The organism is Microlunatus kandeliicorticis, assembly GCF_014137855.1.
GTDB classification, from domain to species: domain Bacteria; phylum Actinomycetota; class Actinomycetes; order Propionibacteriales; family Propionibacteriaceae; genus Microlunatus; species Microlunatus kandeliicorticis.
Genome location: NZ_JACGWT010000001.1, coordinates 463,681 through 481,481 on the forward strand (window position 1 = coordinate 463,681; position 17,801 = coordinate 481,481).

21 protein-coding genes and 1 tRNA gene are annotated in these 17,801 nt (G+C 72.0%); 8 read left to right on the forward strand and 14 right to left on the reverse strand.

Going from position 1 to position 17,801, the window contains the following annotated elements:
* Positions 1-40 precede the first annotated feature (40 nt).
* On the reverse strand, positions 41-892 hold the full coding sequence (locus FHX74_RS02085; protein ID WP_182558411.1) for a sensor histidine kinase: 852 nt from the start codon (positions 890-892) through the stop codon (positions 41-43).
* A 158-nt stretch (positions 893-1,050) separates the two neighbouring features.
* Here FHX74_RS02085 and FHX74_RS02090 point away from each other — a divergent pair, with 158 nt between their 5' ends.
* The 4 genes from FHX74_RS02090 (at position 1,051) to FHX74_RS02105 (ending at position 3,759) form a co-directional block, all read left to right on the forward strand.
* Positions 1,051-1,506: an NADH-quinone oxidoreductase subunit B gene (locus tag FHX74_RS02090; protein ID WP_182558412.1), complete on the forward strand. Its 456-nt coding sequence runs from the start codon at positions 1,051-1,053 to the stop codon at positions 1,504-1,506.
* Complete coding sequence (locus tag FHX74_RS02095) at positions 1,503-2,189, forward strand: NADH-quinone oxidoreductase subunit C (protein WP_182558413.1); 687 nt, start codon at positions 1,503-1,505, stop codon at positions 2,187-2,189. Before FHX74_RS02090 ends, FHX74_RS02095 begins: the two co-directional genes overlap by 4 nt.
* Positions 2,186-2,545: an NADH-quinone oxidoreductase subunit I gene (locus tag FHX74_RS02100; protein WP_407941455.1), complete on the forward strand. Its 360-nt coding sequence runs from the start codon at positions 2,186-2,188 to the stop codon at positions 2,543-2,545. The genes FHX74_RS02095 and FHX74_RS02100 overlap by 4 nt, the downstream gene beginning before the upstream one ends.
* A 152-nt stretch (positions 2,546-2,697) precedes the next feature.
* Positions 2,698-3,759, forward strand: coding sequence for an AAA family ATPase (locus tag FHX74_RS02105; RefSeq protein WP_182558414.1), 1,062 nt, complete (start codon positions 2,698-2,700; stop codon positions 3,757-3,759).
* A gap of 6 nt (positions 3,760-3,765) precedes the next feature.
* Here FHX74_RS02105 and FHX74_RS02110 read toward each other — a convergent pair whose 3' ends face one another.
* The 7 genes from FHX74_RS02110 to FHX74_RS02140 all read right to left on the reverse strand — a co-directional run bounded on the left by FHX74_RS02110 (position 3,766) and on the right by FHX74_RS02140 (position 10,433).
* Complete coding sequence (locus FHX74_RS02110) at positions 3,766-3,915, reverse strand: hypothetical protein (RefSeq protein WP_182558415.1); 150 nt, start codon at positions 3,913-3,915, stop codon at positions 3,766-3,768.
* Between the two features lie 76 nt (positions 3,916-3,991).
* Positions 3,992-5,215, reverse strand: a complete 1,224-nt coding sequence (locus tag FHX74_RS02115; RefSeq protein ID WP_182558416.1) for a pyridoxal phosphate-dependent aminotransferase — start codon at positions 5,213-5,215, stop codon at positions 3,992-3,994.
* Positions 5,212-6,798, reverse strand: a complete 1,587-nt coding sequence (locus FHX74_RS02120; RefSeq protein WP_182558417.1) for a beta-N-acetylhexosaminidase — start codon at positions 6,796-6,798, stop codon at positions 5,212-5,214. Before FHX74_RS02120 ends, FHX74_RS02115 begins: the two co-directional genes overlap by 4 nt.
* A gap of 60 nt (positions 6,799-6,858) precedes the next feature.
* Positions 6,859-7,839 (reverse strand): diacylglycerol/lipid kinase family protein, encoded by a 981-nt coding sequence (locus tag FHX74_RS02125; RefSeq protein WP_182558418.1) that lies wholly within the window; start codon positions 7,837-7,839, stop codon positions 6,859-6,861.
* Positions 7,836-8,255, reverse strand: coding sequence for a VOC family protein (locus tag FHX74_RS02130; RefSeq protein WP_182558419.1), 420 nt, complete (start codon positions 8,253-8,255; stop codon positions 7,836-7,838). Before FHX74_RS02130 ends, FHX74_RS02125 begins: the two co-directional genes overlap by 4 nt.
* Before the next feature lie 34 nt (positions 8,256-8,289).
* The gene (locus FHX74_RS02135) at positions 8,290-9,642 is read right to left on the reverse strand and encodes a hypothetical protein (protein ID WP_182558420.1); all 1,353 of its coding nucleotides are present in this window, start codon (positions 9,640-9,642) and stop codon (positions 8,290-8,292) included.
* Entirely contained in the window at positions 9,639-10,433 is a 795-nt protein-coding gene (locus FHX74_RS02140) for an ABC transporter ATP-binding protein (protein ID WP_235970082.1), read from the reverse strand. Before FHX74_RS02140 ends, FHX74_RS02135 begins: the two co-directional genes overlap by 4 nt.
* A gap of 110 nt (positions 10,434-10,543) precedes the next feature.
* Here FHX74_RS02140 and FHX74_RS02145 point away from each other — a divergent pair, with 110 nt between their 5' ends.
* Positions 10,544-11,383 (forward strand): MBL fold metallo-hydrolase, encoded by an 840-nt coding sequence (locus tag FHX74_RS02145; protein WP_182558421.1) that lies wholly within the window; start codon positions 10,544-10,546, stop codon positions 11,381-11,383.
* A gap of 320 nt (positions 11,384-11,703) precedes the next feature.
* Entirely contained in the window at positions 11,704-12,312 is a 609-nt protein-coding gene (locus FHX74_RS02150; protein WP_182558422.1) for a hypothetical protein, read from the forward strand.
* Here the strand turns inward: FHX74_RS02150 and FHX74_RS02155 are convergent.
* Entirely contained in the window at positions 12,303-12,794 is a 492-nt protein-coding gene (locus FHX74_RS02155) for a YajQ family cyclic di-GMP-binding protein (RefSeq protein WP_182558423.1), read from the reverse strand. The two genes, FHX74_RS02150 and FHX74_RS02155, sit on opposite strands and share 10 nt — an antisense overlap.
* A gap of 155 nt (positions 12,795-12,949) precedes the next feature.
* Here FHX74_RS02155 and FHX74_RS02160 point away from each other — a divergent pair.
* Positions 12,950-13,034 (forward strand) — tRNA-Tyr (locus FHX74_RS02160).
* 193 nt (positions 13,035-13,227) lie between these two features.
* Here FHX74_RS02160 and FHX74_RS20880 read toward each other — a convergent pair.
* Genes FHX74_RS20880 through FHX74_RS02180 form a run of 4 tightly spaced genes read right to left on the reverse strand, consistent with a single transcriptional unit; the run spans position 13,228 to position 15,968 of the window.
* Entirely contained in the window at positions 13,228-14,616 is a 1,389-nt protein-coding gene (locus FHX74_RS20880; protein WP_182558424.1) for a tyrosine-type recombinase/integrase, read from the reverse strand.
* Positions 14,609-14,857: a helix-turn-helix transcriptional regulator gene (locus FHX74_RS02170; RefSeq protein ID WP_182558425.1), complete on the reverse strand. Its 249-nt coding sequence runs from the start codon at positions 14,855-14,857 to the stop codon at positions 14,609-14,611. The genes FHX74_RS20880 and FHX74_RS02170 overlap by 8 nt, the downstream gene beginning before the upstream one ends.
* Positions 14,854-15,561: a hypothetical protein gene (locus FHX74_RS02175; RefSeq protein ID WP_182558426.1), complete on the reverse strand. Its 708-nt coding sequence runs from the start codon at positions 15,559-15,561 to the stop codon at positions 14,854-14,856. Before FHX74_RS02175 ends, FHX74_RS02170 begins: the two co-directional genes overlap by 4 nt.
* Positions 15,558-15,968 carry a WhiB family transcriptional regulator gene (locus tag FHX74_RS02180; protein WP_182558427.1) on the reverse strand — a complete coding sequence of 137 codons (411 nt, stop codon included), beginning with the start codon at positions 15,966-15,968 and terminating at the stop codon, positions 15,558-15,560. Before FHX74_RS02180 ends, FHX74_RS02175 begins: the two co-directional genes overlap by 4 nt.
* A 189-nt stretch (positions 15,969-16,157) precedes the next feature.
* Between FHX74_RS02180 and FHX74_RS02185 the strand changes: the two genes are divergently transcribed.
* The gene (locus tag FHX74_RS02185) at positions 16,158-16,844 is read left to right on the forward strand and encodes a hypothetical protein (RefSeq protein ID WP_182558428.1); all 687 of its coding nucleotides are present in this window, start codon (positions 16,158-16,160) and stop codon (positions 16,842-16,844) included.
* Between the two features lie 159 nt (positions 16,845-17,003).
* Here the strand turns inward: FHX74_RS02185 and FHX74_RS02190 are convergent, their stop codons facing one another.
* Positions 17,004-17,414 carry a hypothetical protein gene (locus FHX74_RS02190; protein ID WP_182558429.1) on the reverse strand — a complete coding sequence of 137 codons (411 nt, stop codon included), beginning with the start codon at positions 17,412-17,414 and terminating at the stop codon, positions 17,004-17,006.
* Positions 17,415-17,801: the final 387 nt, after the last annotated feature.

A 17,801-nucleotide genomic window follows, 5' to 3' on the forward strand; every position in this document is an offset into this window, starting at 1 on the left:
ACGACGTCCGGGAGCGACAGGGGGCAGCACACGCGCCACCTCACGTGCCCTCGGGCTGGGGAACGGCGTCGCCGGTCGGCCGGCGACGCGGCACCCGGACCCAGAAGGCCGCGCCGGCGTCGTTCTGGTCGACCCCGATCGTCCCGCCGTGCGCCACAGCGAGAGCTCGCGCCAGATGCAGGCCCATCGTAACCCCGGTGCTGTCGGAGTTGCTGTCGAACGGATCGAACAGGGCACCCAGCACCCGGACGTCCACCGGGTCGCCGCGACGCCGGGCCCGGAACTCGACCCACGGCTCGACCGCCCGGACCTCCCACCACCGCTCCTGCGGCGCGGGTGGGTGGCCGGCGGTCCGCCACAGGTCGCGGAGCACGCGGGTGAACTGGTCGAGGTCGACCTCCACCAGCGGCACCTCGGCGGTGTCCGCGCCGAGCCGCACCGGGGCGTCCGGCGCGGTCCGGGCCAGCAACGCGTCGGCCGGGACGGTCTCCGGCTCCAGCTCGAGACGCCCCAGCGACGAGGCGGCCAGCAGCTCCATCTCCTCGACCCGCTCGTTGAGCCGTTCCAGTGCCGCGGACAGCTTGGCCACGGCGCGGTCGCGCTCGGCCTCGGTGAGCTCTTCCTCGCGCAGCACGGTCGCCCAGCCCGAGGCGACCCCCAGCGGGGTGCGGGTCTCGTGGGCGTACGCGGCGAGGAACCGGTCGCGCTGCCGGGCCGCCCGCGGGTTCGGCTGGTTGGTCACCTCGGCGGCGCCGGCGTCGACGAAGGCCTCGACCCAGCGTTCGAGCAGCGCCGGCTCGACCACCTGACGACGGGCGACCTCGGCGAGCGGCTCGCCACCGAGCACCGCGAGCACCGCGGCGACGCGCAGGTCGAGCCCGTCGTCCGGCACCAGATCCACTCCCGTCGGGACTGCGCGGCGGGTGGAGGGCTCCGCCGGGATCGCGACCGGCACGGGCCGGAGCGGTCGGGCCCATCATCGCCCCTGGGCCGGCGACGGTCGGCGACCGGGCTCCTGCCCGCGCGGCGGTCGCTGGCTACCCTGCAGCCGTGACGACGCTGCGGGCCTGGCGGCTGACCGGGCGCGGGCCGGCCGACGGCCCGGACCCCGCGCTGGTCGACGTCGGGCTGGCCTGCTGCACGCTCGAGTTCGAGGCCGCGCTGGCCGCCTTCCCGGAGGCGGTGCCGGTCCCGGTGGGCGAGCTGCCACCCGGGACCCCGCGGCTGGTGGTGATCTCGGGGACGGTCACTGACCGGCTGGCCCCGGCGGTGCAGGCGGTGGTCGAGGCCTGCGCGGCGGTCGGACCGGTGACGGTGGCCGCGTTCGGGGCCTGCGCGTCGTCCGGCGGCCCCTACTGGGACAGCTACGCGGTCACCAACGGGATCGACCAGGTCGTCGGCGTCGACGTCTACCTGCCGGGGTGCCCGCCGCCGCCGGACGCGCTGGTCACCGTGGTCGAGGAGCTGCTGGCCGAGCCGCGGGACGCCGTCCGGGAGGCGTCGTGAGCGACGGCGACCTCGTCGAGCAGGTCGAGGTCGGTGACTGGCGGCGGCGGGTCGCCGAGGCCCGCGACCAGGGCTGGTCCTGGTTCGACTGGCTCGGTTGTGTCGACGAGATCGGCCGCGACGACACCTTCACCGTGGTGCTGCGGCTGATCGACCCCGCCCGGCCGGGCGTCGGACTCCGGCTGTCCACCACGGTCCCGCGGTCGACGCCGCAGCTCGCCAGCATCGCCGGGGTCTTCGCCGGCGCGGGCTGGCACGAGCGCGAGGGCACCGACCTGTTCGGGATCGACTTCGTCGGCGGCGACTCCCGTCCGCTGCTGCTCGACCACCACGCCGGGACGCCCCCGCTGCGCAAGGACGCCGTGCTCGGCGCGCGGGCGGCCACCGGTTGGCCGGGGGCCAAGGACCCGTCGGACCGGGGCGCGGTCCCGCGGTCGTCGCGTCCGACCGGTGCGGCCGAGCGTCCGGGCCCGGCGGGGCCGTCCGGTTCGTCGGGCTCGTCGGGCTCGTCGGGCTCGTCAGGCTCGTCAGGCTCGTCAGGGGCCCCGAGCCGGCGGCGGATGCTGCCGCCCGGCGTGCCCGAGCCGGAGGTCTGGGGTGACCGGACCGAACCCGACCCGGCCGGCCCGGAGGAGATCGCCGGGTCGGTGACCGGGGGCCGGGTGCGGAGGCGACGACGGTGACCGTTCCGCCCGGCCCGTCCGCCGGCCCTGCGACCGGGCACCGCTCGATCCGGCTGGTCCCGCAGGCGTGCACCTCGTGCATGATCTGCGCCCGCGAGTGCCCGAGCTGGTGCATCGACATCACCTCGCACACCGCGCCCGCCACCGACGTCCCGGCGGGCGCCCGGACCCGGACGGTGAATGTGCTCGACGCCTTCACCCTCGACTGGTCGCTGTGCATGTTCTGCGGGATCTGCGTCGACGAGTGCCCCTTCGACGCGCTCGCCTGGTCGGCCGACGCCGTGCCGGCGGGGGACCGGGTCGACCTGCTCCGGCACGGGATCGAACGGCTCGCGGACCCCGCGGTCACGGACTGAGCCCGACGGGCGACGGCCGCCCGGTCGGCCCGCAGTGCACGGCGTGCACGGCGTGCGCGCTCACCGGGGGGGGGCCGACTGTGCACTTCTGGCCGATGCACTGTGCACACCAGGCCCTGCTGGTCCGACCCGGTCCGCGCCATGATCGTCTCGTGCTTGCCGACCCCCGGGCGAACGCCGCCGACCTCGCCTCCTCCGCGCCGGACGCGTCCGGTCTGGCGCTGCTCGCCCGGCCGGCCCGGACGCTGGCCCCCGAGACCGTCCCGTCGGTCCCGGCCGCCCCGGTCGCTGCGGCTCCGGTCTGGGACGCCCCGACCGCGCCCGACCACGTCGGCGGCGCCCGGAGCTGGAAGCTGCTGCACAGCGACCTCGGTCTCGACGACGTCCACGGGCTCCGCCCGGTGGTCCGCCGGCTCCGCAGCGCGGTCCGCCGCGCCGAGCGCCTCGCCGCGGTCGGCCGGAGCGCCGGCCTGCTGCTCTATGGCCCGCAGGGCTGTGGCCGCACCCTGCTGGTCCGCGCGGTCGCCGGGGAGCTCGGCGGCAGTCTGGTCCGGCTCCAGGTCGCCGACCTGGTCACCCGCGCCTCACGCACCGCCGACCCGGCCGAGACCGTCGAGCTCGAGCTCGCCGCCCTGTTCGCCGCGGCCGTCCGCACCCCGTCCACCGTCGTGCTGCTCGACGAGCTCGACGCGCTGACCCCCGGCTCCGAGGCCGGCCGCACCGTCTGGACCGCCGCCGACGCCGTCGTCGGCCGGCTCGCCGCCGAGCTGGACGGGTCCTCGTCCACCGCCCGCCGGGGTCGCCGGGTCGTCCTGGTCGGCTCGACCGAACGCCCCTGGCTGGTGCCGCCGGCGCTGCGCGGCAGCGACCGGCTCGGCCCCGAGGTCCTGGTCGCCGAACCCGACCGGCACGCCCGCCGGGCGATCCTCGAGCGCCGGCTCGCCGGCCCGTCGGTCGGGCTGGTCAACCTCCGCCGGCTGGTCCGCAGCACCACCGGTCTGTCGGCCGCCGACCTGGTCTGGGTCTGCACCCGGGCCCGGGCGCTCGCGTCCTGGGACCAGCTGACCGGACGTGGTCCCGGGCTCGTCGGGATGGCCGAGCTGGCCGCCGCGGTCTCCGAGGTCCGTCCCACCGCCCGGCTCTGGCGGGCCGAGCGCACCCGCGTCGAGGAGCACACCGACGTCCCGCTCTCGCTGCTCCCCGCACGCTCCTGACCCCGGTCACGCGCCCTGAGCCGCCACCACGGTGCCCTGAGCCGCCACGACCGCGCCCTGAGCCTGTCGAACGGGCACGGTGCCCTGAGCCGCCACCACGGTGCCATGAGCCACCACCACCGCGCCCTGAGCCTGTCGAAGGGCGATCATGATCACGGTGCCCCGAGCCGCCACCACGGTGCCCTGAGCCTGTCGAAGGGTGATCACCCGCCCGCGCAGAGCCGGCCGATGATCACCGCGGCGACAGCGTCGCCAGCCGTTCGGCTGCGGCGCTGAGCACCGCGGGCCGCTTGCAGAAGGCGAAACGGACGAAGCTCGCCGCCGGTCCCGGGTCGGTGTAGAAGACCCGGCTGGGCACCGCGACCACCCCGCAGAGCTCGGGCAGCCGACGGCAGAAGTCGAGACCATCGTCGAAGCCGAGCCTGGCCACGTCGACGGTGAGGAAGTACGTGCCCTGGCAGCGGAACGGTTCGAGCCCGGCGGCCCGCAGCCCGTCGGCCAGCAGGTCACGGCCGGCGCGCAGGTCGTCGCGGATCGTGGTGATCACGGAGTCGGGCAGACCGAGCCCGGTGGCCACCGCCCACTGGAACGGCGCCCCGTTGACGTAGGTCAGGAACTGCTTGGTGGTGGTGATCGCGGTGATCAGCTCGGGCCGGGCGCAGGCCCAGCCGATCTTCCAGCCGGTCACCGCGAACGTCTTGCCCGCCGAGCTGACGGTGATCGTCCGTTCCGCCATGCCGGGGAAGCGGGCCAGCGGCAGGTGCTCGCCGTCGTAGACCAGGTGCTCGTAGACCTCGTCGGTGATCACCAACAGGTCGTGCGCGACCGCCAGCCGGGCGATCCCGGCCAGCTCCTGCTCGTCGAGCACCCGGCCGGTCGGGTTGTGCGGGGTGTTGATCAACAACAACCGGGTGCGCGGGGTAATCGCCGCGGCCAGCCGGTCGAGGTCGACACCGAAGTCCGGCGGCTCGAGCCGCACCGGGACGAGTCGCGCGCCGGCCAGCGCGATCGAGGCGGCGTAGGAGTCGTAGGTCGGCTCGAGCGCGATCACCTCGTCGCCGGCCTCGCAGAGCGCCAGGACCGCCGCGGTGATCGCCTCGGTGGCGCCGGCGGTGACCAGCACCTCGGTCTCGGGGTCGAACCGCTGCCCGCGCCGCCGCTCGCGGTCGGCGGCGATCGCCTGCCGCAGCTCGGGGATGCCGCGACCCGGCGGGTACTGGTTGTGGCCGTCGGAGATCGCCTGCCGCGCGGCGGCCAGCACCTCCTCGGGCCCGTCGGTGTCGGGGAAGCCCTGACCGAGGTTGATCGACCCGGTCCGGGTGGCCAGCGCCGACATCTCGGCGAAGATCGTCGTCCCGAACGCCCGCATCCGCTCGGCCAGCGGCGGCGTCCCCGCCGCCCGGGCGGGGGCCGGCACCGGTCCCCGCGCCGGACCGGGCTGCCCGGTGATCGTCATCGGCGGTGCGTCGCCGGCCGGGCGTAGCGGCCGGTCCCGCCCTGCTGGTACGGACGCGGGCCGGCCTCGGGGCGGTAGCCGACGCCGAGCGCGTCGAGCCGGGTCAGGTGCCCGGCCAGCCGGGCGGAGAACTCGGTCCAGTCGCGGCCCTCGGCATCGGACCAGGCGACCTCGGAGTGCGCGCACCCTCGCGGCCAGAGCGCGTACTCCACCCGGGCGGTGGTCGGCATGTACTCCCGCCAGACCTGGCACTGGGTGCCGATCACCCGCGGCTGTGCGTCCTCGGGGATGTTCTCCAGCGGGTCGAAGGCGTAGGCCATCTCGGTCGTGATCAGCCCGCCGATCGCGTAGGGCTCGTCGTCGCGGTCCGAGGGGTAGTAGTCGAAGTAGGTCGACGGACTCGGCGACATCACCACGTCCTGGCCGGCCCGGGCGCCCTCGACGCCGTACTTGGCGTCCCGCCAGGCCATCAGCACCGCGCCGTCGAGGATGCCCTCGTCGTTGATCTCGTCCCAGCCGACCAGCTGCCGGTCGCGGGCGGCCAGCCAGTCGCGGAGCTGGCGGGTGAACCAGTTCTGCAGCTCGGTGGCGTCGTCGAGCCCGCGTTCGGCGGCCAGCGCGTGCGCGGCCTCGCTGCGCTGCCACTCGACCCGCGGGCACTCGTCGCCGCCGACGTGGACCCAGCGGCTCGGGAACACCTCGAGCACCTCGGTGAAGATGTCGTAGACCAGCTGCATCGCCTGGTCGGACATGTTGAGCACCTCGTCGAAGATGCCCCAGGTGGTGGCCGGCTCGTAGGTCCGCGACGGGTCGTTGCTGAGCTCGGGATAGGCGGCCAGCACCGCGAGCACGTGGCCCGGGAACTCGATCTCGGGGACGATCGTCACCCCGCGCTGCTCGGCGTAGCGGACCAGCGAGCGCAGCTGGTCCTGGGTGTAGAGCCCCCCGTGCGGGGTGCCGTCGCCGCTCTCCCAGGCCGGGTTGCGGGTCTCGCGGCGGACGCTGGCCACGGTGTTGAGCTCGGGGTGCGTCTTCGACTCGAACCGCCAGCCCTGGTCCTCGGTGAGGTGCAGGTGGAAGCGGTTGTACTTGTGCAGCGCGAGCTGGTCGACGAAGCCGTAGAGGTCGTGCAGGGGCATGAAGTGCCGGCCCACGTCGAGCATCACGCCGCGCCAGGCGAACCGCGGCTGGTCGGTGATCTCGACGCAGGGCACGGCCAGCGCCCCGCCCGACGGGGCCGGGCGCAGCGTCGAGGCCGGCAGCAGCTGGCGCAGCGTCTGGGTGGCCCAGTTGACGCCGGCGAAGTCCGCGGCGGCGATGGTGACGCCCTCGGTGCCGACGGAGAGCCGGTAGCCCTCGGCCGGGACGGACGGGTCGGTCTCGATCCGGATGGTGCCGGCCTCGCCGTCGGCGGAGTCGGGCAGACCGAACCCGGTGCCCGGACCGAGCAACCGGCGGACCACCGCGGTCCACTCCGGCGGCCCGGAGACGGTCAGGTCGGGCGGCAGCCGGAACTCGCCCTCGCGGGGCTCGACCGAGGCGGGCTGGGGCAGCAGGTGCAGGTCGTCGGACGTCAGAGCCACGGGGCCACGCTACGGCGCGGGCGCGGGTGCGGACCCTGGGGTCCCGGCCGTGGCCGGTGGTCAGCGGTCGGTCGGCCGGACCCGGACGGTCAGAGCCTGCGGGACCACCTCGGCGACCAGCCGGGTGCAGTGCCCGATCGGGTCCCCGTCGAGCTCGTAGGCCTCCTCGTGGTCGACGGTGATCTCCACCCGCCGCCCGCTGAGCAGGTCGAACGCCTCGTCCTCGTGGTGCCGCCGGAACAGCACCTCGAGCAGCAGCTTGAGCCGGCCGGGCTGGGACTTGGGCGAGGCGACCAGCACGTCGAGCCGGCCGTCGTCGGGCTCGGCGTCGGGGATCAGCGGGATCTGCGCCTGCAGGTAGCCGACGTTGCCGACCAGCATCAGCACGGCCTCGCGGTCGAAGGTCTCGATCTTCTTGTCCTCGCGGCGCCGGCCCTTGTCGAGCACGATGTGCGCCTTGAGCGGCGGGCGGTCGGCGTTCTGGATGGCCGAGAACACGTAGGCGGCCGATCCCATCACCCGCTTGAGGTCGGGGTTGGCCGACTCCATCACCACCGCGTCGGCGCCGATCCCGGCCATCACCGCGAAGTGGTCGGGCTCGCCGTCGTCGGCGCTGATCCGCACCAGGTCGATCCGTCGTTCACCCTCGCCGACCGCAACCTCGAGGGCCTCGTCGAGCTTCTGCGGCAGGTCGAGGTTCCGGGCCAGCAGGTTGGCCGTCCCCATCGGCAGCACGCCGAGCGCGATGTCGCTCTCGCCGAGCCCGGCGGCGACCATCCGGACGGTGCCGTCACCGCCGGCGGCCAGCACCAGTCCGACGCCGGCCTCGCGGGCCTGTGCGGTCATCGCCCGGCCGGGGTCGTCCTCGGTGGTCTCGAGCCAGAGCGGCTCCTCGTATCCGGCGCCGGTGAGCGCCGCCGTGACGGTGCGGCGGAACTCCTCGCGGGCGTCGTCGTCGTCGAACTTGGAGGGGTTGACCACCACGGCCGCCCCGCGGCGGTCCTGCCCCGGCCCGCCGGCCGGGGTGCTGTCGGGGCTCACGCGACGGCTCCGGTCACCAGGTGGGCGTAGGGGTCGGTGCGCTCGCGGCCGCCGCGCAGGACGCAGAACTCGTTGCCCTCGGGATCGGCGAGCACCATCCAGCCCCGTCCGTCGTCGAGCCGCCGGTCGTCGACCTCGGTGGCGCCGAGCGCCAGCACCCGGTCGATCTCCTCGTCACGCGTCCGGTCGGTCGGGGCCAGATCGAGGTGCACCCGGTTGCGGACCTGCTTGGCGTCGGGCACCGCGATGAACAGCAGCCGGGTCCGGCCGTCCGGGGAGAAGATCATGCACTCCTCGTGGTCGGGCTGGTTCGGGTCCTGTGGGTCCTCGGCCATCCCGAGCACCGCACCCCAGAACCTCGCCTGACCGTAGGGATCCCGGGCGTTGACGGTGGTGTGCGAGATGCGGCTGGTCACGAGCGAAGTCTGCTGCATCAGCCTCAGCATCACCTCAGGAGGTACGGCTGACCAGCGCCTCGTCGCGCGCCCGGGTGCGGGCGGTGGCCACGGTGGCGACCAGCGGCTGGCTGAGTCCGACCGCCGCGGTCACCAGCAGCACCGAGACGACGATGCCACCGAGGAAGACCGCCACCCCGCCCGGATCCGACCAGGCCAGCGGGATCCCGATCGGCGCGATGATGATCAGCGAGGTCGCCGCGGCGATGGCCACCGACGCGGTCAGCGGCAGCCAGGTCTCACGCAGCCGGGCGGCGCGCAGGACCGTCAGGTCGGTGCCGGCCAGGTGGAGCAGCGCGTACTGGTCGCGCTGGTCGAGCAGCCGGGACGCCTGGCTGACCCCGCTGGACACGGCGGCCAGCACGGCGGCGATCACCAGGGTGAGGATCGCGCCGGTCATCAGGTCGGTGCCGAGCATCGCGCCCTCGGCGTCGCCCCGGCTGCCGGTGGCGTCGTGCAGGGCGGGGGCGATCGACAGCACGCCTGCGACGAAGGTGGCCAGGGTGACCCCGGCGACCGTCCGCCAGGCGCTCCTCGGGTCGTCCACCAGCCGCCGGGCGGCCAGCAGCATCGGGACCGTCCGGGCCCGGCCGGCAGCGATCCGGCCGACCACACCGAGGACGAACGGCCCGAGCAGGTTGAGGATCGCGAAGCAGATCCCCAGCACCACGAGGATCCCGGTCATCGCGGCGACGGTGGTCACGGTGCGGAACAGCGGGGCCCAGGCCGCCAGCACGACGACGGCGACGACCACCCGGAGCCAGCTCAGCCGGCTGGGGGTGGTGCGCCGGGCGACGCCGAGCGGGCTGATCACCACCTTCGCGAGGCTGAGCGCGGCGGAGACCACGGCGAGGGCGACCACGCCGGCCACGGCACCGAGCAGCAGCGGCCAGCCGACCCAGAGCTCGGCCCAGGCGAACGGGCGTCCCTGGAAGTGCAGCAGCGCGATCCCCGGCAGGGCGACCAGATAGAGCCCGACGCCGAGCACGGCACCGGCCAGCGCCTGGGCGGCGGCGTCGACCACGGCCATCGCCCCGACCTGGCCGCCGGTCATCCCGGCCAGCCGGAGCGCAGCGAGCCGCTCGTCGCGGCGCGCGACGCTGAGCCGGGCCGCCGCACCGCCGAGGGTGAGGATCGGGACCATCAGGATCACCGTGGCGGTCTCGGCCAGCACGACGTAGAACGAGCCGATGCCGGTGTCGCCGCGGCCGAGGAAGGCGTGGAGCCCGCCGAGCACGGTGAGCAGCACCCCGGTGGTCACGGTGAAGGCGGTCAGGGTGAGCGCGATGGTGAGGCGTTGGGCTTCCTGGCGCCGGAGCAGCCGCCACCAGAGCCTGAGCGCGATCACCGGGCCACCGCCGTCGCGGCCTGGGGACGGTGGTGCTCGGCGACGATCCGGCCGTCGGCCATGGTCACCGTGCGGGCGCAGGTGCGGGCCACGCCGGGGTCGTGGGTGACGACCACCAGCGCGGCGCCGGTGGCAACGACAGCGTGCTCGAGCAGCCCCATCACCTCGGCGCCGGTGCGCTGGTCGAGCGCGCCGGTGGGCTCGTCGGCGAAGACGATCCGCGGTTCGGTGACCAGGGCGCGGGCGATCGCGACCCGCTGGAGCTGGCCGCCGGAGAGCTCGCCCGGGCGGCGGCGTTCCATCCCGGCCAACCCGAGCCGGCCGAGCCAGACGTCGGCCCGACCGACGGCCTCGCGCAGCGACAGCCCGCCGAGCATCAGCGGCAGCGCGACGTTCTCGTTCGCGGGCAGCTCGGCGAGCAGCTGACCGCTCTGGAAGACGAAGCCGAAGTCATCGCGGCGGAGCCGGGTGCGCAGCCGGTCGGAGAGCGTGGTGAGGTCGGTGCCCTGGTACTGGACGTGGCCGCTGCTCGGCCGGACGATCCCGGCCAGGCAGTGCAGCAGCGAGGTCTTGCCCGAGCCCGAAGGCCCCATCACCGCCAGCGAGCCGGGGTGGACGTCGAGGTCGACGCCGGCCAGCGCGTGCACGGTCGAGGGGCCGCTGCCGTAGGTCATGGTCAGCCCGCGGCCGCTGATCACCGGGGCGGAGCGGTGGCCGGTGGTCGGCGGCTGGGTGGTCGGGGTGGTGTCGATCATGATCAGCAGTCTGGTCAGCGACGGCCCGGCGGCCATCCGGCGACGGTGCCGACCTCGGGGGCGGTCGGTGCGACTCGGGAGCACCCGGGCGCAGACTGTGGTCGTAGCCGGGCGGGCGCGTCCGGCGGCGACGCGAGGAGGCGGCGATGGAGCTCGGGTGGGACCTGCCGGTGTGCGCGACCTGCGCGGTGCAGTACGAGGCGGACGCCGACCGGGCGCACTGCCCGGTCTGCGAGGACGAGCGGCAGTACGTCGGACCGGACGGCCAGCAGTGGACGACGCTCCGCGAGCTGGCCGAGTCCGGGCACCGCACCGAGCTCCGCGAGGAGGTGACCGGGCTGTGGGGCGTCGGGACCACGCCGGCGGTGGCCATCGGCCAGCGGGCGCTGCTGGTGCCGGGGGAGGGCGGCAACCTGCTCTGGGACTGCACGCCCTATCTCGACGACGACACGGTGGCCGCGGTCGAGGCCCACGGCGGGATCGCGGCGATCGCGGTCTCGCACCCGCACTTCTTCTCCACGATCAGCGACTGGAGCGCTGCGTTCGACGCGCCGGTCTGGGTGCACGCGAGCGACGCCCGTTGGCTGGGGCGCCGGTCCGGGGTGCGGACCTGGGACGGGGAGAGCGCCGGGGTGTTGCCGGGCCGGACGCTGCTCGACCTGGGGATGCACTTCCCGGGCGGCTCGGTGGTGCACTGGCCGGGGCTCGACGGCCGCGGCGCGCTCTGCACCGGCGACATCATCACGGTCGTCGCGGACCGGCGCTGGGCCAGCTTCATGTACAGCTATCCGAACCTGATCCCCGAACATCCCGACACCATCGCCCACGCGCTCGGCGTGCTCGAGCGGTTCGACTACGACTCCGTGTTCGGCGGCTGGTGGGGCAAGACGATGATCGGGGACGCCAAGACCAAGGTGCTCCGGTCAGCCCATCGCTACTTCGCCCACCTCGGCGCCGACCCCTCGGCCCTCCCGCCGCTGAGGTAGTCGACGTGCGCTGAGCCCGTCGAAGCGCTCACCCGCGCGCTGAGCCTGTCGAAGCGCTGACCCGTGCGCTGAGCCTGTCGAAGCGCTGACCCGTGCGCTGAGCCTGTCGAAGCGCTGACCCGTGCGCTGAGCCTGTCGAAGCGCTGACCCGTGCGCTGAGCCTGTCGAAGCGCTGACCCGTGCGCTGAGCCTGTCGAAGCGCTCACCCGTGCGCTGAGCCTGTCGAAGCGCCGTCCACAGCCCGCGCCGCCCCCGGAGCACCGACCGCTCCCTGTGCACGAGCCCGGACCCGCCGCGCGCCACCCGCCCACGGTGAGGGCATGAACGCCGGACTCATCGTCGTCGACCTCCTCGCGCCGCGCGGGGACGACGTGGTCAACCTCCGCGAGGACGTGCTGTCGCTCGCGCTCGACCAGCGGGCGTTCGGTCCGCGCCGGCTGCTGGTCGCCTTCGGCACCGAGGACGGTGAGCTGACCGCCCTCGCCCACGCGCGGAGGACCGACCCGCCCGATCTCGGGCTGGAGGCGTGTCTGTTCGAGTGGGCGACGGTCGACCTGCGTTCGCGGACCGCGATAGCTCTGAGCGACGAGCCGGTCGTGTCGGACCAACCGCTCCGGCCGATCGCGGAACGCCTGGCCCTGGCCCGTGGGCTGGCCGCGGGGTTCGGCGTACACCTGGTCGACTGGATCGCCTGCGACGACCAGTCCTACCGCTCGTTCGCGCTCAGCGTGGGCCAGCCGGAGGAGTGGTGGAGTCGACCCGAGCCCTGGCCGGAGCGGGTGGCGGTCCCGGGGACGGGACGGCTGTCAGCGATGCCCGGGTACGCCGACGGGCCGGCGCACCGGCACAGAGCGAAGCGCCGGCCGGGCGGTCGCGCCGGGCGCGTCGGGTCGGCGGCTGGGCCGCGAGCGACGCGGGGTCAGCGGTAGTTGGTGAACTGCACCGCGAAGTCGTACTCCTGCTCCTTGACCAGCCGCTGCACGGTCTGCAGGTCGTCCCGGCTCTTGGAGGTGACGCGGAGCTCCTCGCCCTGGATCTGGGTCTTGACGCCCTTGGGTCCCTCGTCGCGGATGAGCTTGGAGACCTTCTTGGCGTTCTCGGAGCTGATGCCCTCGGTGATGGTCGCGGTGATCTTGACCAGCTTGCCGGAGGTCCGGGGTTCGGCGGCCTCGAGCGCCTTGAGGCTGATCCCGCGCTTGACGAGCTTGGACTGGAAGACGTCGAGGACGGCGCGGACCCGGTCCTCGGACACCGCCTCCATCTCGATCGCCTCGCCCGACCAGGCGATGGCCGCCTCGGTGTTCTTGAAGTCGAACCGCTGCCGGATCTCCTTGGCCGCCTGGTTCAGCGCGTTGTCGACCTCCTGGTGGTCGACCTTGCTGACGATGTCGAACGAGCTCTCCGAGGCCATCGGGCTTCCTCTCACGGTCGGCGGCGGCTGGGCAGGGTCATTGTGCCCGGAGCCGGCCCGACCCTTCACCACGGTCGGCACCGTCCCGATCCGACTTGGGCGAGCCCGCCCGGGCTTGCTATCGTTCTGCGTCGCGGCGCCTCCGGGTGTTGCACGGCAGGTTGCCCGAGTGGCCAAAGGGAGCGGACTGTAAATCCGTCGGCTCAGCCTACGAAGGTTCGAATCCTTCACCTGCCACCACGCGTGAAACAGCCTCTGGCCAGGCCGGATACTCTCCGGCCGGTCGATGCGGCTGTCTGGCTGTGAACGGCCGGATCCGGCTCCGGCCGGAAGTTTTCTCCCAATGCTCTCCCACGGGAGACGCGCCCTGAGGAGCCCGGAGCGCCAGCGGAGGGCGTCTCGAAGGGCACGGCCGACGGTTCAACCCGACCGGTCAGGTGGTCGCGTCCAGGATCTTCTGCAGGCTCGCCGACTGGGTGCCGTCGACGCACTTCGCGTAGACGCGGAGTAGCACCATCACGCTGTGCCCGGCCCACGCGGCGACCTGGGCGGGATCGCCGGTCGCCTTCAGCCAGGTCGACACGGCGGCGTGGCGCAGTGAGTAGGGGACTCCCATCAGGGGTGAGTCGGCTTCCTCGGGTGTGAAGGCGGCGGCCCGCGCCTCGTGGAAGATCCGCAGGTAGGTTCGATCGGTGACGGCGCCGCCGTGCATTCCCACGAAGAGGTGGCCGTCGGCTGAATAGCCGAATCGGTCGAGGTGGCGGCGGAGCATCTCGGCGAGTTCGGGGTGCATGGGCACGCTCCGGCTGTCGCCGCTGGCGCGGTGCTTGAGCGGTGCCTGCTCCCTCGGCCGGCCGCTCTCGGTCCACCGGCTTCCTGACCTGGGCACGGAGTGGGTGAGTTGGATCTCGCCCCAGCGGTTCGAGTTCGCCCCGGGCAGCCGGCTCAGGTTGCTCATGCGCAGCTCTGCCGCTTCCTCCGGCCGCATGCCGGCGTAGTACATGCAGCCGAAGAAGGCGGCCAGGCGCGCGCCGCGATCGCTGTGCTGATCGACTGCGGTCAGGAATCGGCGCGCCTGCTCGGCGTTCACCACGATCCTCGGATCGACCGAGGAGACGGAGCGTGGTCGCGTCCACTTCACGTAGGTCAGCGGGTTGACCGCGATGACGCCGGTCTCGCAGGCGTGGTCGAGTGCGTTGTAGATCACAGCCCGCTTGCGGGTCGCCGTGCTCGGTGCGGCGCTGCCGCCTGACTTCGTCTGGCTCAACCTGACCAGCACCTCGCGGACGAGCTTCGCGCCGGCTGCACGGTCGCCGATCGCGTCCATCCGGCTCGTGTTGCGTCGGAGCCATGCGAGCGCGTGCGCGGTCTGGCGGTCTGGATCCGCCTCCGGCTTGGCGAGTGCGGTGCTGAACGCCCATCGCATCGCGGCCCGGAGCTGCTCGCGGTCGGGACCGTCGCTCTTGGTGATCAAGGCCTCGGTGGCGTCGGTGAGCGACTCTGCGATGCCCCGTCGGTGGTTCGGGGAGGCCCGTGACCATTTGCTGGCGGCGTAGGACTCGGCGAAGGCGAACCAGGTGATCTTCTGACCCGGGCGTTGCCACGCTGCTGGCTCGCCGGTGTCCACGCGGAACGCCTCACCGCGACGCGCGACCGCGATCAGCTCGGCACGGAAGGCGTCGGCCTGAGTGCGGGTCCCGAAACTGCGCCGATGGAGCTGCCGATCGACCCGCCAGCAGACGCGGAACGAGGAAATCTTGCCCTCAGCGGTCTTCCGCTTCTCGAGGTTCTGAACCCGCGCGTCGTAGGAAAGTTCAGCCACCGAATCCTTCCTCGTGTTCGGCGAGCCAGGCGTCGAGGTCGCTGCGGCGGATCCGGAGGTCACCATTCGGCAGCTTGATGCAGCGCGGTGCGTGTCCCTTGGATCGCCAGTCATAGAACGTCGATCGGGCGATCTGCAACTCGTCGCAGAGCTGGGCGAGGGTGAGCTTGTCGAGCCGGTACTCGCTGCCTCGCACACCGGCTGTGCCGTTGATCGGAGTCGGTCGGGCGGTGGTGGTCATTCGTCGCCATCCTCGGTCCGGACGGGAGCGATCGTGACGTTGGGAAGGGGCACAACGGCGTGAGCTCGCATCCAGCTCTCGTCGACCAGCGGGTCGCCGAGCGGGTCGGCGTTCAAGATCGACTTGGTCTCGCCGTCCCACCAGAGCGACTCGGGATCGGCGTCGCTGATCACGGTAACGCTGGTCCGGAGCCGGAGCTCGCTGACCACAGCGGTCACTACCGTCTCGAAGCGCTCTGCGTACTCCGCGTAGCTCAGGTGGTAGCGCCGCTCGAGGCTCGCTGCGTCGCGGTCGTAGTCATCGGCTCGCGGGTCGTCGTCGGTGAGGTCTGGATACCGGTCGCCGAGGAGTTCGACCGCATCCGCGAGGCCCAACAGCCCGGGATGCAGGACGCCGTCCTCGACCAGCTGGGCGACGTTGAGCGGAACGGTCACCGCTTCGGTGCGCAGCCTGATCCAGTGCGAGGGGTCGTCGCCCATGGCGCCCGACAACAGGCTGGAGATGCGGGAAGACTCCCAGGAGGCCGGCCGACCGGACAGGAGCAGGTCGGGCCCGCCGACGTTGGCCGCGGCCGCAGCCAGGGAGTAGGTGAGGATGTCGGCGAAGTCGGTACCGCTCGCGTGGGTGAGGGTGTGCCGCGCGATCGCAGTCAGCAGTCCCGTCAGACGATCGGCGGCGTCACCCGTCGACTCGAACGCGCTCACCGCTGAGACCCGTTCGCCTTGGTCAGCTGTGCCGGAGTGCGCGGCCCACGCGCCAGTCGGTCGACGTCGAGCTTCATCAGCTCGAGATCACGAACCTCGCGGTAGGTGCGCTCCATCCCGGCCCAGAGCCGCTCGCGATCCTCACGGTCGAGCCCGCCCCGCCATTCCGCGCGGTCATCGCTGGCGATCGCAGCCGCCAGGCACTCGGCCGCAACGGGACAGTGCTGGCAGGTGTCTTCGGTCGCCGTGAGGCGGTTGGCGCACGCCGCCGAGTCGGTCCACTCCAGGACTCTCCACTCCGCCGTCACGCCGAGCCGGCGTACCACGAGAGTCCGGTACTCGTAGACGACGAGATCCATCAGTCGCTGCCTGCTCATCGGCCCGCCCTGCTGTTCCTGTTCGCTCACGATGACGCTCCTCTGCTGCTGGTCAGTTGACCGGAGCGTGGTCCGCCGGTCACCTCTCCGTGAGCGTCGCCGAGAAGCTGTGGACATCTGCAGCCCATCTAGAGGACATCTGTGGACATCTACTGTGGAGACGGACGATCGGCGTGATGGTAACCTGAGTTAGTGGTCAACCATCGGCTCCGCGGAGCGATGCTGAACGCCGAGCTGACCCCGGCACGCCTTGCCGCGATCGTCCAGGTCGACATCAAGACTGTCCAGCGCTGGCTGACTGAAGACCGTGTTCCATACCCGGTTACACGCGCGCGGATCGCCCGCGCCACAGGCGAACTCGAGACCTCGTTGTGGCCGGCGCTCCTGCTCGAGCAAGACGATGATCCGGGGTGTAACGCCGTGCATCGCATCTGGCCCAGCCTCAATGCGGTTCATCCAGACGTGTGGTACGCGCTGTTCAGTAGAGTCCGTCGTCAGCTCGACATCATCGACTACTCCGGTCGCTTCCTCTTCGAGATCCTCGATGTCGTCGACGTTCTCAGGGCGAAGTCGGCGGAGGGAATCAGCATCCGCCTTCTCCTGGCTGACAGCGCATCGATCGCCCTCGAGCAGCGAGCTCGCGAACTCAGTGCGCCGTGGCTGGCCGACGAGAGCGCTGGCGTGCTTCGCCTGCTGAGCAGAGCCGAGCTGCCAATGGCAGTTCGATCGCACCAGTTGGGGCTCGCGGCCAGCAGCTTCCGCTTCGACGACACCATGATCGTCAACCTGCATGCCTACGGCGCATGGCCATCGCAGTCTCCGACTGAGCGGGTGCTCTGCGGTGCAGGCCCCCTCTTCAGCTTCTACGCGGATGCATTCGAGCGAGCATGGGTCATGGCGGTGTAGGTCCTCACTCGGCTGGTAAGGCCACCATCAGGTAGGCGTGCGGGCGCGGGCTGGTCGTCCGAGATGTTCGGCTGAGCGGCTGTTGACCCGGCCGGCGAAAACAATGGGGCGGTCCCGTGTTGGGCCTGGGCTTGGCAAGATGCTCACAACCGGGAAGCTCTACGCCTTTCGAGTTGGCACGGTCTGATCAGGGTGTCGGATGATGTCGAGGTCGATGCCGGGTCTGCGGGCCACTTGACGAAATCCGATATCCGGGTCGTAGGCAATCACCTGGCCGCGTTCAGCCAGACCCTTGAGCCAACCGGTCAGGCGGATGCGTGCGGCCTCAGTCAGTTCAGCGCCTGCACGGCGACGAGCCTCCCACCGCAGGCACATGAGGTCGGCATGTTCCCGGTCAGGTTCCTGCACGATCCAAGGGATTAGCTCAAGATCTCGGACAGCCCGCGGGTCCATCCCGCGCTTGCGCCGGATCTCAGAGAACATACTGGTGGTGGTCTCGACGTTGTATTTTTCTGCGTACTGTTCCACCATCCAGCGGTAGGTCCTTCCCTCACTGATCCAGCGATACACCTCGGGATAGTTGACGACCTTTGATCGCGCCGGCACTAACGCCTCACCCTCCTTGATCTGGCTGCGAGAGGAGAATTGTACTTCGCTCTCGTGAGCCCGCAAACGCTCGGCGTGTCGGCAGCGCAATTCTCATGCATCTGATGGAAATGGTGCACGTGCTAAGGACTCCGTTTACGATTCAAGAGGGTGTTACAGCCTTGCGTCAGATGGAATTTCGAAAGACGGTGCATGCAAGCGCCTGAAATCCTACCGGATATTTTTCCTCGTGCTTTCAGCAGATCTTGAGAGAAGGGCATCTACAACTTCGGGATTGCCCGGCGCCAAGGCTTGCGCCATCCATCCGAACATCGTGACGGACGAGGTTGTCGACCTGGTACCCAAGAGTTT